Source organism: Nonomuraea sp. NPDC050691 (genome assembly GCF_040654455.1).
Lineage (GTDB): Bacteria > Actinomycetota > Actinomycetes > Streptosporangiales > Streptosporangiaceae > Nonomuraea.
The window spans coordinates 1-14,206 of record NZ_JBFAIA010000110.1; the positions used below are offsets into that span (position 1 = coordinate 1).

Consider the following 14,206-nt stretch of genomic DNA (forward strand, 5'->3'; position numbering starts at 1 on the left):
GCCAGCGCCGGGCCCGCGGGCGCTCTCACGCGCGCCCCGGCGACGGATCGGCCAGCCGTTCGGTCTTCACCCAGACCCGCCGGCCGCGCGCCGCCCGCCACAGCCCCCGGCAGGCCGCCACGAGCCAGACCAGGTTGTAGACGATGAACAGGTGGCCGTAGCAGAGCCCGCGCAACCGCCCCATGTCGCCGCTGATGCGCGCGTAGAGCGGCCCGAGCAGGAAGGCCGCGCCGAACGTCAGCGTGTACCACGACGCGATCGGCACCGGCTGGAGGAGCTGCTCACGCGCCGCCGGTGAGAACGCCACCCCCACCAGGGACGCGACCAGCGAGACCGTCATGAAGGCGCCCACGAAGATCAGCAACGGGCTGAGCAGCACGTGCAGCAGGTCGGTCGCCACCCGGCCGGACGCCCGCCCGACCACCGACGGCACGAGCCGCAGCGCCTGAAGGTGCCCCTGGAACCAGCGTGAGCGCTGCCGCGCCAGGGCGCGCACGCTGACGAGCCCCTGCTGGCTCACGGTCGCTTCCGGGACGCAGGCGGTACGCCAGCCGGACAGCACCATCCGCACGCCCAGGTCCAGGTCCTCGGTCAGGCTGGGTGACCACGGGTCGTCACCCAGGTCCAGGAGGGCGCTCAGCCGCATGATCTGGCCGTTGCCGCCGAGGCCGGCCGAGCCGATGCGGGTGCGGGTGCGCTGGAACATCCAGGTGTAGACGACGAACTCCATGTCCTGCATGCGCGTCAGGAGGTTCTGCGTCCGGTTGCCGATCCGCACCCCCATCTGGACGGCGCCGACCCGGGGATCGGCGAAGTACGGCAGCGCCGTGTCCAGGGCCCGCGGGTCGAGCCGGCCGTCGGCGTCCATCAGGCAGACGAGGACGCGGTCGGCGTCGTCCAGCAGATCCTGCGGAAGGTGGCGAAGGGCGTGGTTGAGCGCCCGGCCCTTGCCCTGGCGGGCGTCCGGCGGTTCGCGCCTGAGCAGGCGGACCCGCGGGCCGGCGACCCGCCGGACGACTTCGGCCGTCCCGTCGTCGGAGCCGTCGTCCACGACCAGGACCTGGCCGCGCGGCAGGGCGCTCAGGGTGGCGGCGATGACCCGTTCCTCGTTCAGGCAGGGCACCAGGAAGACGACGGAGAATCCGCCGCCGTCGCCGCCGGGGTGCTCGACGATGCCCGCCGACTCCAGGTACATGCCCAGCGTGTAGGTGAACACCAGCAGCACGGCCGACAGCGCGCACAGGACCAGCACGGTGATCATCTGCGCCTCCGGTGGGCGGCCAGCACGAGCGCGCCGAGGACGACGACGTACAGCGCGAACAGCAGTCCGGCGACCGCCAGGGCGAGCCGGGCCACGCCGAACGCCGTCGCGCCGACGTCCGCGGCCCGCGCGAGGAGCTCATTCATGGCGCTTGCCTCTCCTCTCTTCGCATAGCTGTCTCATAGCTGTCTCATAGCTGACAGGGCGCCACGAAGCGGTATCCCATCGACTGGAGCCGGCCGACGATGTCCTCCAGCCGGTCGGGGCCGAGGAAGGGGTGATAGAAGAACCCCGCGACGTTGTCGCGCACCACGAGCTGCGCCCGGGCGTGTTCCACGATCGCCTCGGGGGTCCCCTCGTCCTCCATGACCGGGTCCAGCTCCACCATGCCGAGGGTCTCGGGGACGACGACGCTGCCGTAGACGTCGCGGATCACGTACGGGGCGAACTGCTCGTCCATGTACGGCGACACCGGCGCGTGCCCCTCCCAGCCGGGCGTGAAGTACGCCCCGCGGTCGTAGCGGGCGGCGAATCTGCGCGCGATGACGCGGTAGTCGGCCGGCGAGGCGGCGTAGTGGGGCACCTCGAAGACGTGCGGCTCGGGCAGGCCGGCCGCGCGGACCTCGGCCACCGCCTGGTCGAGACGGTGTTCCATCCAGGGGGCCGAGTCGCCGTGGATCGCTCCGTCGTAGATGAGCTGCTGCTGGGCGCCGAAGTGGGTGCGGAAGAACTCGAAGTCCTGCCCGCTCTCCCCGTTCGTGGGATTGGGCGGGCCGTCCGACTGGTGGGTGTAGCCGTGCAGGACCATCGTGCCGCCGTGCTCCAGGAGGTAGACCAGGGCCCGCACCAGCTCCGGCCGGTCCCGCAGGCGGATGGTCGCCCGCTCCTGGCCGTCCTCCAGGGGGCCGCGGTAGACAGGGATGACGCCGAAGCTGAACGGGACGCCGAGCCGGGACAGCGTCTCCCCCGCCGCGCGGACGGCCTCGGGGTCGGCCTGCGGCCCGAGGTCCTCCAGACGGACCAGGGCGCGGTGGCGGGCCGGCGTTCCGGGAGCGAGCAGGTCGAACAGCAGGTCGGACACGGCCAGGAAGCGGTCGTCGTCCTCGTCGATGTTCAACGCGACCTCGGCGACGTAGGTGAGGTTGCCGGACCTGACGGCCCAAGGGCCCGTCCGGCGATCCGTCGTGACCGCCGTGGCCAGCACCCGGGTCCTGTGGGGGTCGAGAGCGGCGAACGTGCCGATCGGTCCCTGGGCGGGGTCGCGGCTCAGCAGAACCCCCTTGTACTGGACGCCGGCGACGCGCTCCAGGCCCTCGCCTCGCTCCGTGACCTGCCCGGATCGTGGAGCCTGCGGCCGGGCGTCGGTTCCCTGGCGCGGAACCCGGCGGGGCGCCAGGCCCTCGCCGCCCCATCGCCAGCCGTAGCGCCGCGCGAAGTCGTCCGCCGTGGTGAGCGTGCCGATGTTGCCGCCCAGCCAGAGAACGGGGCGCCGGCCGGCGAGCACGTCGCCGCGCAGGGCCGCCGGAAGCCGCTGGGCGCTCGACATGCCCACGTACACCAGGGCCCGGTGGCTGTCCAGCATGCCGGCCCGGTAGGCGCTCGTCCGGATCACCCGTACCGGCCCGAAGTGCGAGACCAGGTTGACGGCGCGGGTCGCGTACACCTGGAACGCGGCCGGCCCGTCGGCGTCGTCGACGGCGATCAGCGTCGCGTTCGCGTCCGAGCCGTGTTCGCCCGTACCGTTTTGAGGCCTGCCTTTCTTGTCCATGCCCGCGCGTGCTGTCGCCGCCGGGTTCGCGGACCGTCCGTCCGGCACGCCCGGGCCGTTCGTGCTGCACGCCGGCCACGTACGGGGCGCGGGCAACGTCACCGGCTCCTTCTTGGAGAAGATCCCCAAGCTGGCGCCCGACACGACGAGAGCGCTCAGCAGGAGAGCCGCCAGCCACCTCAGCCCGGCGTGCCGCCGGAGCCCGCCCGTGCGCCCGCCGTCGCTCATCGCACGATCACCGGCCTCACGCCGCGGCTCGCCGCCTCTTGCCGGGGCACGTCCTTTGTGGGCAGCGCTCCGAACGGGACGGGGCGCGGGCCGAGGCCGAAGAGGTGGGCCAGTGCCGCCAGCACCCGCTCGGTGGCCCGCCCGTCGCCGTAGGGATTGCGCGCCCGCGCCATGCGCCGGTAGTCCTCGGGCGAGTGGAGCAGGCCGCTGACACCGGCCACGATGCCGTCCTCCTCGGTCCCCACCAGCCGTGCCGCCCCGGTGCGGAGCGCCTCGGGCCGTTCCGTGGTGTCGCGCATCACGAGCACCGGCTTGTTCAGGCTCGGCGCCTCCTCCTGGATCCCGCCGCTGTCGGTGAGCACGAGGTACGAGCGGCGCAGCAGGCGGGCGAAGTCGCCGTAGTGCAGCGGCTCGGTGACCGTGATGTTCGGATGCCGGCCGAGGCGTGGGAGCAGGGCGCGCCGCACCTCCGGGTTCGGATGCATGGGGAAGACGAGGTGGACGTCCCGTTCACCGGCTGCCGCCAGCCGCGACAGGGCCCGGGCGATGCCCTCCATCCGGTGCCCCCAGGATTCCCTGCGGTGCGCGGTGACCACGATGACGCGCCGGCCGTCCTCCTCCAGCGCGGCCAGCCTCGGTTCCCGGTAGCCGTGACCGTCGCGGGTGCTCTTCAGGAGCGCGTCGATCACCGTGTTGCCGGTGACGACGATCGACTCGGCGGGCACGCCCTCACGAAGGAGGTTGCCCGCGCTGCCCGAGGTCGGCGCCAGGTGCAGGCCGGCGATCCGGCTCGTCAGGCTGCGGTTCGCCTCCTCCGGGAACGGCGAGTACAGGTCGCCGCTGCGCAACCCGGCCTCCAGGTGCACGACCGGCGCCTGGTGGTAGAAGGCCGCGAGCGCTCCGGCCAGCGTGGTCGTCGTGTCCCCCTGCACGACCACCGCGTCGGGACGGTACGCGGCCACGAGACCGTCCAGCCCGCAGAGCGCCCGGCTCGTCAGCTCGGCGAGGGTCTGTCCCGGCCGCATGATCTGGAGGTCGACGTCCGGTTCGATGCCGAAGGTCTCATGGACCTGGTCGAGCATCTCCCGATGTTGCCCTGTCACGACCACCACGGGCTCGAAGAGCGCCGCCTCGGTCAGGCCGATGACCAGGGGAGCCACTTTGATCGCCTCCGGCCGCGTGCCGTAGACCACCATGACGCGACGTACGCCCGACCCCGCACGCCCGTTGCCCGCGAGCCTCGTTGAGGAGCCCATAAAACGACAATTCGCACCCGAATGTTCAGCAATCCTCAAGCGCTGCTCAGCACTACCTCAATTCGCCCCGTCGTGCTCGCGTCCTGCGTCCAGGCTGGCGCGCAGCTGGGCCAGGAGGGTCTCGAACTGCTGGAGCAGTTCGGGCGGGTACTGGGCCAGGACGGCGTCCTGGCGTTCGTTGTACGGCCTGAAGAACTCGTCGGCGAGCTCCTTGAGGTGCGCGTTGCTGCGCAGAGTGACGATCCGCCGGTCGGCGTGTTCGCGGGTGCGGGTGATGTAGCCGGCCTCTTCGAGGCGGTTCAGTAGTGCGCTCATGGCTCCCAGGGACAGCGAGATGCGCCTGCTGAGCAGGGCCGGGGACAGCGGGGCGCCCTTCTCCTGGGCGGAGGCGATCTCCAGGAGCGCGAAGGCGTCGGTGGGGTGGACGCCCAGCCGGGTGGCGAAGCGGCGGCCCAGCTCGGTGAAGCTCGCGCCGTAGGCCCTGAGCCCTTCCGCCAGCCGTTCCCGCCGTGCCGCGACGCCGCCGGGCATCTGCTCGTCCATCAGGCTCTCTCCCTCTCGCACGCGTGTTTGACAAATCTACCGACACGAGAATAAATTGCCATGGAATTACATTGCCATGGAACTATCCTGCCATGGAGGCATCTGGATGTCCGCCCCCTCTTCCGCTCGCCGATGGCTCGGCCTGATCGTCATCGCCCTGGGTGTGGCACTGATCGTGGTGGACTCCACGATCGTCAACGTGATCGTCCCCTCCGTCATCGAGGACCTGGGCATCGACTCCGTCCAGGCACAGTGGATCCAGGAGTCCTACGCCGTCGTCCTCGCGGCGCTGTTGCTGCTCGCCGGCCGGGCCGCGGACATCGTCGGCGCCCGACGGATCTTCATCGCGGGGGTCGTCGTCTTCGGCGCCACCAGCGTGCTGGCCGGACTGGCACCCACCGGCGGCCTGCTCGTCCTTGCCCGATTCCTGCAAGGAGCGGGAGCGGCGATGATCCTGCCGACCTCACTGTCCCTGCTGAACGCGACCTTCACCGGCAAGGCGCGCGGTCAGGCGTTCGCCGTCTGGGGCTCGACCATCGGCGCCGCCTCGGCGATCGGTCCGCTGCTGGGCGGCTGGCTCGCCGAACACGCCTCGTGGCGATGGGCGTTCGGCATCAACGTCCCCCTCACCGTGCTGATCTGTGCCGGCGCGCTGGCGTTCCTGGCCCCCTCGCCCCGGACCCGCGGGCGCATCGACCTCGCCGGAGCGGCGCTGTCGGCCCTCGGCCTCGGACTGCTCGCCTTCGGACTCGTCGAAGGACGCGCCTACGGCTGGCTCGCCACCACCCGGCCGCTGACCGTCCTCGGTTTCTCTTGGGACGGCGGCCCTTCCCCCGTCCTGATCGCGTTTGTGCTGGCCGCGGCGGCACTGATCGCGTTCGTCCGCCGCCAGGCGGCCGTCAGCCGAGGCGGCGACACCTCGCGAGCGCTGATGGACCTCCGCCTGTTCTCCGTCGCCTCCTTCCGCAACGGCAACATCACCACCCTGATCATCGGGCTGGGCGAGTTCGGCATCATCGCGGTGCTGCCCCTGTGGATGCAGTTCACCCTCGGCTACAGCGCCCTGCAGGCCGGACTCGCGCTCCTGCCGCTCGCCGTGGGCAGCTTCGTCGCCAGCGGCGCCGGCTTCGGCCTCAAGGTCACGGCACTCGGCCAGGTCCGCGTCGGATTGGCCCTGGAGGCCGCCGGCCTGACCCTGCTGGCCCTGGTCGCCGCCACCGACAGTCCCTGGTGGCCGATCGCGCTGGCCCTGTTCCTGTACGGCGTGGGCGTGGGGTTCGCCACCGCCCAGGTCACCAACGTCGTGCTCGCCGACATCCCGCATCACAGCGCGGGCCAGGGCTCCGGCATCCAGAGCGCCTTCCGGCAACTGGGCTCCGCCCTGGGCATCGCGGTACTCACCACCGTCTTCTTCACCACCCTGAGCTCCAGCCTGCACCAGCGCCTCACCGCGTCCGACGTGCCCGCGGCACAGTCCGAGACGCTCACCCGGACGGTCACCGACAGCGCGGGAGCGGCGATCACAGCGGTCTCCGCCGACCCGCGGACCGTCGTGGTCGCCGACGCGGCACGCGCGGCGATGACCGAAGGCGTCGCCGTCAGCGGTTACCTCGCCGCGGGGCTCCTCCTGCTCGGGCTCATCGCCACCACCCGCATCCCCGCGCCCGCGGCCCCTTCCCCGAGGGAACCGGTACGACTCTGACCACCGGCCGTCCGGCACCCAAGGCCCGGACACCAGAAGGCGCCGGACGCCTGACCGGCGTCCCTCCACCTTGCCGAGATCCCGGCAGACCCTCAAGGAGCCCCGATGTCTCACGCTGAAGCCGACCCGTTCGCCGCCACCGTCCGCGGCATCGGCGAACCCCATCCGGCCCATGCCGCCCTGCGCGCCCTGGGCCCCATCGTCCGGGCCGGCGCACCCGCGGGCGGCCCGGTGTGGATCATCACCGATTACGCGCTGGCGCGTGAGGTCCTCGCACACCCGGGCCTCGTGAAGGACCCCGCGTACGCGCCGGCGCACTGGGACCCCCGCACCGCGGGCCTCGAACCGACCGCCGCCGCGCAACCGTCGCTCACCACCCTCGACGGCCCGGCGCACGAGCGGCTACGCCGCGCCCACGCCCCGCTGTTCACCGCCCGGCGACTGCACGACCACACCGAGCGGATCACGGCCATCGCCCGCCGGCTGCTCACCGAGCTCGCCGCCGCCGGCGAGACGGTCGACCTGATGGCGGACTTCACCACGCGGTTTCCCCTCACCGTCATCTGCGACGTGCTCGGCGTACCCCTCGGCAGGATCGATCAGGCCATCGCGGCCTGCCGGGCAATGTCCAGCGGCCGTCCCGAGGACGTCGCGACGGCCATGGCCACGTTCGCCGAGCTGGCCGCCGCCGCACTCCGCGACGGCCGGACCGGCCTGGCCGTCGAGCTGCGCGACCGGGTCCCCGACGAACTCACCGAGACGCAACTGCACTACCTGCTCTTCGCGCTGATCTTCGCAGGGCAGCTCACCACCGACGCGGCCGCGGGCTTCCTCCTCGCGTACGCCCTCGACCCCGACCGCCCGACGACGGACAAGGCCCCCACCGGCGAGCTCGTCCGGGAGACACTGCGGCGGCACCCGCCGGCCCCCTTCACCCTCTGGCGATTCACCACCACCGACGTCGAGCTCGCCGGAGTGCGGGTGCCCGCCCGCTCGCCCGTGCTCGTCGACATCCGGGGCATCAACACCGACCCCGGCCGCCCGGCCAGGCCCGACCTCACCTACGGCGCCGGCCCGCACTACTGCACCGGCGCGCAGCTCGCCCAGCTCGAGCTCAGCACGCTCGTGGACGTCCTACGGACCGACTTCCCCGACGCGCGCCTCGCGGTGCCGTTCGCCGACCTGCGGCAGATCACCGCCGGCGGCATCCAAGGAAGCCGCCTGACCGCCCTCCCCGTCACGCTCAGCGCCAGGTGACAGCGACAGCATCTCGGCGATGGCCCGGGGCGATGATGGCGTCCTGTTCCAGATGGCGCTGGGCGGTCTGGACTCCGGGGACTCCCGCCCAGCCTGACGTCACCCCAGTCTCACCACCTGCTTGAGGAACACGACACCGTCGATCATGTCGAGCTGGGCCGGGTCCAAGGGGAAGTACTTGAAGTCGGGGGAGACACGTGGGGCGGACTCGGTGACGGCCTCAGCCAGGCGGCGGGCGTCGACGAGCGAGTGAGTCCACGGGAGCGCGGACAGGACGCCCTCGACGGTGTCCGGGGGCGGGACGTGGTCGCCCACCGTGCCGAGGGCCGAGGCCAGGAAGGCGTACCGGTCGCCCAGGTGCGCCGCGGTGATCGCCCCGGCGCTCCACCACTCCAGCCGCTGGTCGCCGAACGCCATGAGGCTCTTGTTGCGCTGCAGGTGGAGGTTGGAGGCGAAGACCAGGGCCGGGCCGTGCTCGGCGACGGCACGCAGGTTGGCGGCCATCAGCGCGTCCCGCAGGGCCGACAGCGTGGCTATCCGGGCCGGAGACGTGTCGGCCATCCCATGGTGGTAGCGCAGCAGGCCGACCGCCGTGCGCCCGTACAGTTCCGCCCGCTCCCTGTCCTCCGCGCTCAGCCCCGGCGCCTGCGTCTCCAGCAGCGCCACCAGGTCGTCGGCGATCACCCGCAGCCGGTGGGCCTCGGCGGACCGGCCGATCGACTGGGACGGGTCCATGACCGTGGCCTCGTTCGACCATCGCTCGTCCGCGCCCAGCAGCGTGTCGAGCATCTCCATCGTGCACGGGAGCGGGCCGTCGAGGAGGCCGTAGAGGGCGGTGAGGGCCTGGCGCGGGCTCGCCGCCCAGTACTCCAGCGGGCCGTCGAACCCGAAGAACCGCAGCTTCTCGTCATGGCCCTCGTTGTACGCCCGCATCCAGCGCACGAGCTCGCGGTTGGCCGGTGAGGCGCCGAAGTTGTGGCTGAAGCCGCGTTCCATGACGTCGTCGAGCGTGCCCGCGCCCGTTGTGACGTAGTCGTCCACCAGGAGGCCCATGAGACAGTCGCTCTCGATGGCGAACGACCGGTAGCCCTCGTGCTCGACCAGATGCCGGAAGATCTCGTTGCGCTGGTCCCCGAGCTCCTCCACGAAGTGCCTGGCCTCGCCCAGGCCGAGCAGCTGGGGTTTGGCGGGCAACGACCGCAGGAACGCCGAGATGCCCGCGCCATCAAGCGGCCGGGCCGTTTCCTTGATATCCACACCTTGAACGGTATCGTTGAACATTCGGTGGAGACTTTTGCTGGATAGTCGCCTCGCACCCGCGCTGAACCTTCAACCAGCTATACATCCATGAGCCAGGGGAACCGGTTCCCGAACTTGCTGCGGACGTTCGACGGACCGGTCGGCAGATCGCCCGGACGCAACGCGGTGCCCGCTGGTCGCCGTGGCGCAGAGCATGCCGGCCGTTTGACGGCATCCGGCGTCACCTGGCAGCATCGCGGCACAGCCGATCATCCAGAGGACTTGAGGGACCTGGCCCTGCGACGGTCCGGCAACCTCCCCGGCGGAAGCCCGCGGGAAAGGTGCCACTGCCAGGAGACGATGAGGGAGTCCCGATAAGCATGCGACGTGACGCTTCCTCTTACGACATGCCCCGCTCCGGGCCCATGGCATGGACGCCCGGCGAGGGCAAGTCCCTCGACCACTGGGCCGCCGTGGGGCGGAAGCTGGAAGCCGGCCCGGGTGTGCACCGGCCGTCGACGTTCTCCGCCTTTCTCGCCTCCACCATGCACGACACCCGAGCCCAGGTCGTCGTGGACGCGGGCTGTGGAGCCGGCCTGGTCACTGTCGCCGCCTTGGCCGCCGGAGCCCGGCACGTGATCGCTCAGGACTACGACGCGGCCGCACTCGCTGACACCGCCCGCAACGTCGTCGACCTTCTCGGGCACGAGGCGCGGGAGCGGCTGACCCTGTGGGAGGCCGACTGGCGTCTCCTTGCCCCGATGAGCGCCGACCTTCTAGCCGTCAACCCGCCGCAACGTCCCGCCGTGCTGCTGCCCGACGTGCCGGCCGACCAGCGTCATCTGCACGACGGCGGTGGTGAGGACGGCCTGGACGCCCTCCGGCTGATCCTCGCCCATTCCAGCGCCCAGCGGGTACGCACCACCGCGGCCGCCGTACTCGATCCAACCGCGCTGCAAGACCCGAACTGGACCGAACCCCGACTCCTCGCCGACATCGAGCTGCCTTTCGACCCGGCCTGGCGCAGCCTCGTGCCTGACCTACGCGGACGCGTCAACATCTGGGAGTTCACCCGGCTGTCCCCGCCGTTGTCCCACCTCAACCGATAACCGGCGGGCGGACCGAAGCCCCGGCCGCGAGCACTGCCCGAAGCGCCGCGCCTTCATCCCCCCGCCACCTCGGTACGCGTCCGGGCTACCCCGATACGCATCTCAACTCCCCCGGCACGCATCCCGACTCCCCCGGCACGCACCCCGACTCCCTAGGTTCGCGTCCCCCCTCCCAGCAGGCGTTCAGGAAGACTCTCGCCTGACCCCACCAAGCCGAGAACCCCCAACCGTCACCGGAGAGCGGTGCTACGAGGTCAGGTCGAACACCAGCTGAGGCGCGAGCGAGAACATCACCGTGATGGCCACCGCCAACCCGACGGCCACCCAGGCCGCAGGAAAAACGCGCCGGCCGATCGGCGACGGCGCCGGAGTGAGGACCCGGGCGGTCCAGGCCACGTAGTAGTAGAGCCCGATCACCGTGTTGACCGCCATGACCACGGCCAGCCAGCCCGCGCCACCGTTCACGATCTCGCGGAAGACCACCACCTTGGCGAACAGCCCCGCCAAGCCGGGCGGCAGACCCGCCAGGCACACCAGGCAGAACGCCAGCGAGAGCCCCGCCACCGGGCTGCGGTGGGCGAGCCCGCGATAGTCGTCCAGCTCGTTGCGGGCAGTCGTCCGGGACACGAGCATGACGACGGCGAACGCGCCGAGGTTCATGGCGGCGTAGATGACGAGGTAGGCCAGGGATGCGCCGACCGGTCCGCTCACGAACACCTCGGCCCCCGGCATAGAAGACCCGTGCCCTGCCCCGCCGGCCACCGTCACCACCGTATCCCCCGGCGCCCTCATGACCGCGGGCACATGGCCGGAGCCGCCCACCCCCACCGTCGCCGCCTCATGACCGGCCACGGCCGCGGAACCTGACGCGGCCACCCTCTCGGCAGCCTGGGCGGCGACCGCCAGCGGGGCCAGGATGTAACCCGACTGGGCGACCGACGACCAGGCCAGCAGGCGCACGGCGGAGCGCTGGCGCAGGGCCAACAGGTTGCCCACTGTCATGGTGAGCGCGGCGATGACGGCGACGACGGGCGTCCAGGTCACGGACTGGCCGGACAGCGCGGTGACGAGCAGCAGGATCAACCCCGCGAACCCCGCCGCCTTCGAGATCACGGACAGCAGCGCGGCGACCGGCACCGGGGCGCCCTGGTAGACGTCGGGCGCCCAGGCATGGAACGGCACCGCGGCGATCTTGAACGCGAACCCCGCCAGCACCAGCACGACACCCACCGTGATGACACCCGCCGCGGGGGACGTCGCCAGGGCTTCCGGTGAAGCCGCGCCCGCCACCCCCGGCGCCGGAGCGGCACCGCTGAAGATCTCCCCCAGGCGGGAGAGGTACACCGTGCCGCCGACGCCGTACAACAGCGACACACCGAACAGCATGATCGCCGTGGACACCACCGAGACGACGAACAGCTTGACCGCGGCCTCCGAGGCCCGCCCGTCGTACCGTTTCAGCGCCGTGAGCGCGAAAACCGGCAGCGACACCAACTCGAGTGCGACCACCAGCATGATCAGGTCGCGCGACGCGGGCAGCGTCACGGCGCCGACGATGGTGCAGAGCAGGAGGAAGTACCACTCTCCGGTGGGTATGCCTCCCGTGGCCAGCTCCGACATGGACATCAGCACGATGACCAGGGCCGCGACCAGCACCAGCCCGGCGAAGACCAAGGTGAACCGATCAGCCACGAACGAGCACAGGGCCGTGACCTGCTGCGCCGCCTCGACAGAACGCGCCGCGCCGAGGACCTGCGACACGCCAACGGAATCCGCCCCGGCCACAGCCTGCCCCGAGCCGCCGGATACGGCCTGCGCCAGACCGCCCGGTACGGCCTGCGCTGCCAGGCCGTCAGGTACGCAGAACGTGGCCAAGCCCCGGCCGTCCTGTCCTGCCCGTGCGAGCCGTACGGACTGGGCCACGACGAAGCCGAGAGCCACGACCACGCCCCCGAGCGCCGTCAGGCCCAGCCCTGTCCTGACTTTCGGACCGGCGGGCAGAAAGGCGTCGAGAAGAAGCACCAGCCCAGCCACGAGCGCCAGCACGAGCGGCGGAGCGATGACGAAGTAGTCGATCTGCTGGATCATGACAGGGCTCCCAGGAGCGTCTGCACGGCCGGCGTCGTGAGGGACATCAGCAGCCCCGGCCAGAGTCCGAACAGCAGAATCAGCACGATCAACGGCACCCAGGCGACCATCTCGTACGGCTGGATGTCACGCGGCGGCCCACTGCCCGTATCAGGCTCATCCCCACCGAAGCCGGCAGCCTCCCTGCCGGACCTCTCCACATGTCCGCCCGAATCCGCATACCCGCCCGAATCCGTAAGTCCGCCCGAACCTCCCGCCGATGCGCCCCCAGGGTCGACTGTGCTCTCCACGCCCTCCACCCGACCGCCGAGAGCCCCCACCGTCGCTCCCGCACCCACCAGGCCCGAGCTCGGGCGGGACGGCCGGCCGTGGGTGACGCGCGAGAGCATGACGAGGAAGTACGCCGCCGTCAGCACCGCACCCAGCCCGCCGATCACCATGTACGTCAGGAACAGTCCTCTCGGCAGCCCGTCCGCCGGCTGGAAGGCTCCGAGCAGCGCGAGCATCTCCCCCCAGAACCCGGCCAGCCCCGGCAACCCCAGCGACGCGATCGACGCGAACGTCAGCACCGCCCCCAGGTGCGGAAGCGTGGCCAGCATGCCCCCGCCCAGGGACGGCATGTCGGCCGTGCCGTACCGGTCCTTGATCGACCCGGCGAGGAAGAACAGCAGCCCCGTGATCAGTCCGTGGGCGACGTTGGCGAACAGCGCCCCGTTGACGCCCACCGTCGTCAGCGTCGCGAACCCCAGCAGCACGAACCCCATGTGGCCCACCGACGAGTAGGCGATCATGCGTTTCAGGTCGCGCTGGGCGAGGCAGGCCAGGGCGCCGTACACGATGCCGACCACGGCAAGCGCCCCCAGCCAGGGGGCCGCGGCCACCGCACCCTCCGGCAGGATCGGGATGGCGATCCGGGCGAAGCCGTACGTGCCCATCTTCAGCAGCACGCCGGCCAGCAGGACGGAGCCGGCCGTCGGGGCCTCGGTGTGGGCGTCGGGGAGCCAGGTGTGCAGGGGCCACATCGGCGTCTTGACCGCGAGGCCGAGCCCGACCGCCGCGAAGGCGACGATCTGCACGCCACGCGACATGCCCGCGCCGTGTGCCCGGGCGAGGGCGACGATGTCCAGCGTGCCGGTCTGCGACCAGATGAACAGCAGGCCGACCAGCATCACCACGGAACCGAGCAAGGTGTAGAGGATGAACTTGGTCGCCGCCCCGCGACGTCCCTTGCCGCCCCAGACGGCGATCAGGAAGTACATGGGGATCAGCACGATCTCGAAGAACACGAAGAACAGCAGCAGGTCGAGCGCCAGGAACGTGCCGACCATCCCGACTTCGAGCACCAGCAGCGTGAACACCAGCGCCCTCGGCCGTGATCCCATGAGTCGTCCGGGACCTCGCCCCCGCCCCCAGCCGAGGTGGGCGAAGCAGAGGAACGTCAGCAGCGCCGTCAGCACGACCAGCGGCAACGAGATCCCGTCGACGCCGAGATGGAAGCGCAGGTCGAGCCCGGGGATCCACGGCAGATCGACGGTGAACTGCGGTGCGGCCGCCCGCCCGTAGTCGAACACCGCCACCATCACCACGGTCAGCGCCAGCGCGAGCCCCGATACCGCCTGCCCGTACAGCGGCAGCGCCGGGCGGAGCGCGGCTGGGGCGACGAGCAGGAGCAGCGCGCCGAGCAGCGGCACCGCGAGCAGCGTGACGGGAAGCCAGCCCATCATGCGAACATCACCGCCCCCACCGTCGGCAGCC

The 14,206-nt window shown here is 71.4% G+C and carries 11 protein-coding genes and 1 riboswitch; of the genes, 3 read left to right on the plus strand and 8 right to left on the minus strand.

Annotated elements, in window-relative coordinates:
* Positions 1-25: 25 nt before the first annotated feature.
* From AB0H81_RS30060 to AB0H81_RS30080, 5 genes are all read right to left on the minus strand, one after another.
* Positions 26-1,261: a glycosyltransferase family 2 protein gene (locus AB0H81_RS30060; RefSeq protein ID WP_358381281.1), complete on the minus strand. Its 1,236-nt coding sequence runs from the start codon at positions 1,259-1,261 to the stop codon at positions 26-28.
* Positions 1,258-1,407 carry a hypothetical protein gene (locus AB0H81_RS30065; RefSeq protein WP_358381283.1) on the minus strand — a complete coding sequence of 50 codons (150 nt, stop codon included), beginning with the start codon at positions 1,405-1,407 and terminating at the stop codon, positions 1,258-1,260. Before AB0H81_RS30065 ends, AB0H81_RS30060 begins: the two co-directional genes overlap by 4 nt.
* A 44-nt stretch (positions 1,408-1,451) precedes the next feature.
* Entirely contained in the window at positions 1,452-3,257 is a 1,806-nt protein-coding gene (locus AB0H81_RS30070; RefSeq protein ID WP_358381285.1) for a DUF2334 domain-containing protein, read from the minus strand.
* Positions 3,254-4,453 carry a UDP-N-acetylglucosamine 2-epimerase (non-hydrolyzing) gene (gene wecB / locus AB0H81_RS30075; RefSeq protein ID WP_358381287.1) on the minus strand — a complete coding sequence of 400 codons (1,200 nt, stop codon included), beginning with the start codon at positions 4,451-4,453 and terminating at the stop codon, positions 3,254-3,256. The genes AB0H81_RS30070 and wecB overlap by 4 nt, the downstream gene beginning before the upstream one ends.
* A 117-nt stretch (positions 4,454-4,570) precedes the next feature.
* Positions 4,571-5,056 (minus strand): MarR family transcriptional regulator, encoded by a 486-nt coding sequence (locus AB0H81_RS30080; RefSeq protein WP_358381289.1) that lies wholly within the window; start codon positions 5,054-5,056, stop codon positions 4,571-4,573.
* A 106-nt stretch (positions 5,057-5,162) separates the two neighbouring features.
* On the opposite strand from AB0H81_RS30080, the gene AB0H81_RS30085 reads away from it, so the two are divergent.
* Together AB0H81_RS30085 and AB0H81_RS30090 are read left to right on the plus strand one after the other, a co-directional pair.
* Entirely contained in the window at positions 5,163-6,758 is a 1,596-nt protein-coding gene (locus tag AB0H81_RS30085) for a DHA2 family efflux MFS transporter permease subunit (protein WP_358381291.1), read from the plus strand.
* Between the two features lie 105 nt (positions 6,759-6,863).
* The gene (locus AB0H81_RS30090; RefSeq protein ID WP_358381293.1) at positions 6,864-8,015 is read left to right on the plus strand and encodes a cytochrome P450; all 1,152 of its coding nucleotides are present in this window, start codon (positions 6,864-6,866) and stop codon (positions 8,013-8,015) included.
* A gap of 99 nt (positions 8,016-8,114) precedes the next feature.
* Here AB0H81_RS30090 and AB0H81_RS30095 read toward each other — a convergent pair whose 3' ends face one another.
* A complete protein-coding gene (locus AB0H81_RS30095; protein WP_358381295.1) occupies positions 8,115-9,272 on the minus strand; it encodes an erythromycin esterase family protein in 1,158 nt (385 codons plus the stop codon).
* A 248-nt stretch (positions 9,273-9,520) separates the two neighbouring features.
* A riboswitch (SAM riboswitch) is annotated at positions 9,521-9,621 on the plus strand.
* A gap of 13 nt (positions 9,622-9,634) precedes the next feature.
* Here AB0H81_RS30095 and AB0H81_RS30100 point away from each other — a divergent pair.
* Positions 9,635-10,363 (plus strand): 50S ribosomal protein L11 methyltransferase, encoded by a 729-nt coding sequence (locus AB0H81_RS30100; RefSeq protein WP_358381297.1) that lies wholly within the window; start codon positions 9,635-9,637, stop codon positions 10,361-10,363.
* 246 nt (positions 10,364-10,609) lie between these two features.
* Here the strand turns inward: AB0H81_RS30100 and AB0H81_RS30105 are convergent, their stop codons facing one another.
* Both AB0H81_RS30105 and AB0H81_RS30110 read right to left on the minus strand, forming a co-directional pair.
* Positions 10,610-12,451 carry an NADH-quinone oxidoreductase subunit N gene (locus tag AB0H81_RS30105; protein WP_358381299.1) on the minus strand — a complete coding sequence of 614 codons (1,842 nt, stop codon included), beginning with the start codon at positions 12,449-12,451 and terminating at the stop codon, positions 10,610-10,612.
* Entirely contained in the window at positions 12,448-14,172 is a 1,725-nt protein-coding gene (locus AB0H81_RS30110) for an NADH-quinone oxidoreductase subunit M (RefSeq protein ID WP_358381319.1), read from the minus strand. The genes AB0H81_RS30105 and AB0H81_RS30110 overlap by 4 nt, the downstream gene beginning before the upstream one ends.
* Positions 14,173-14,206: the final 34 nt, after the last annotated feature.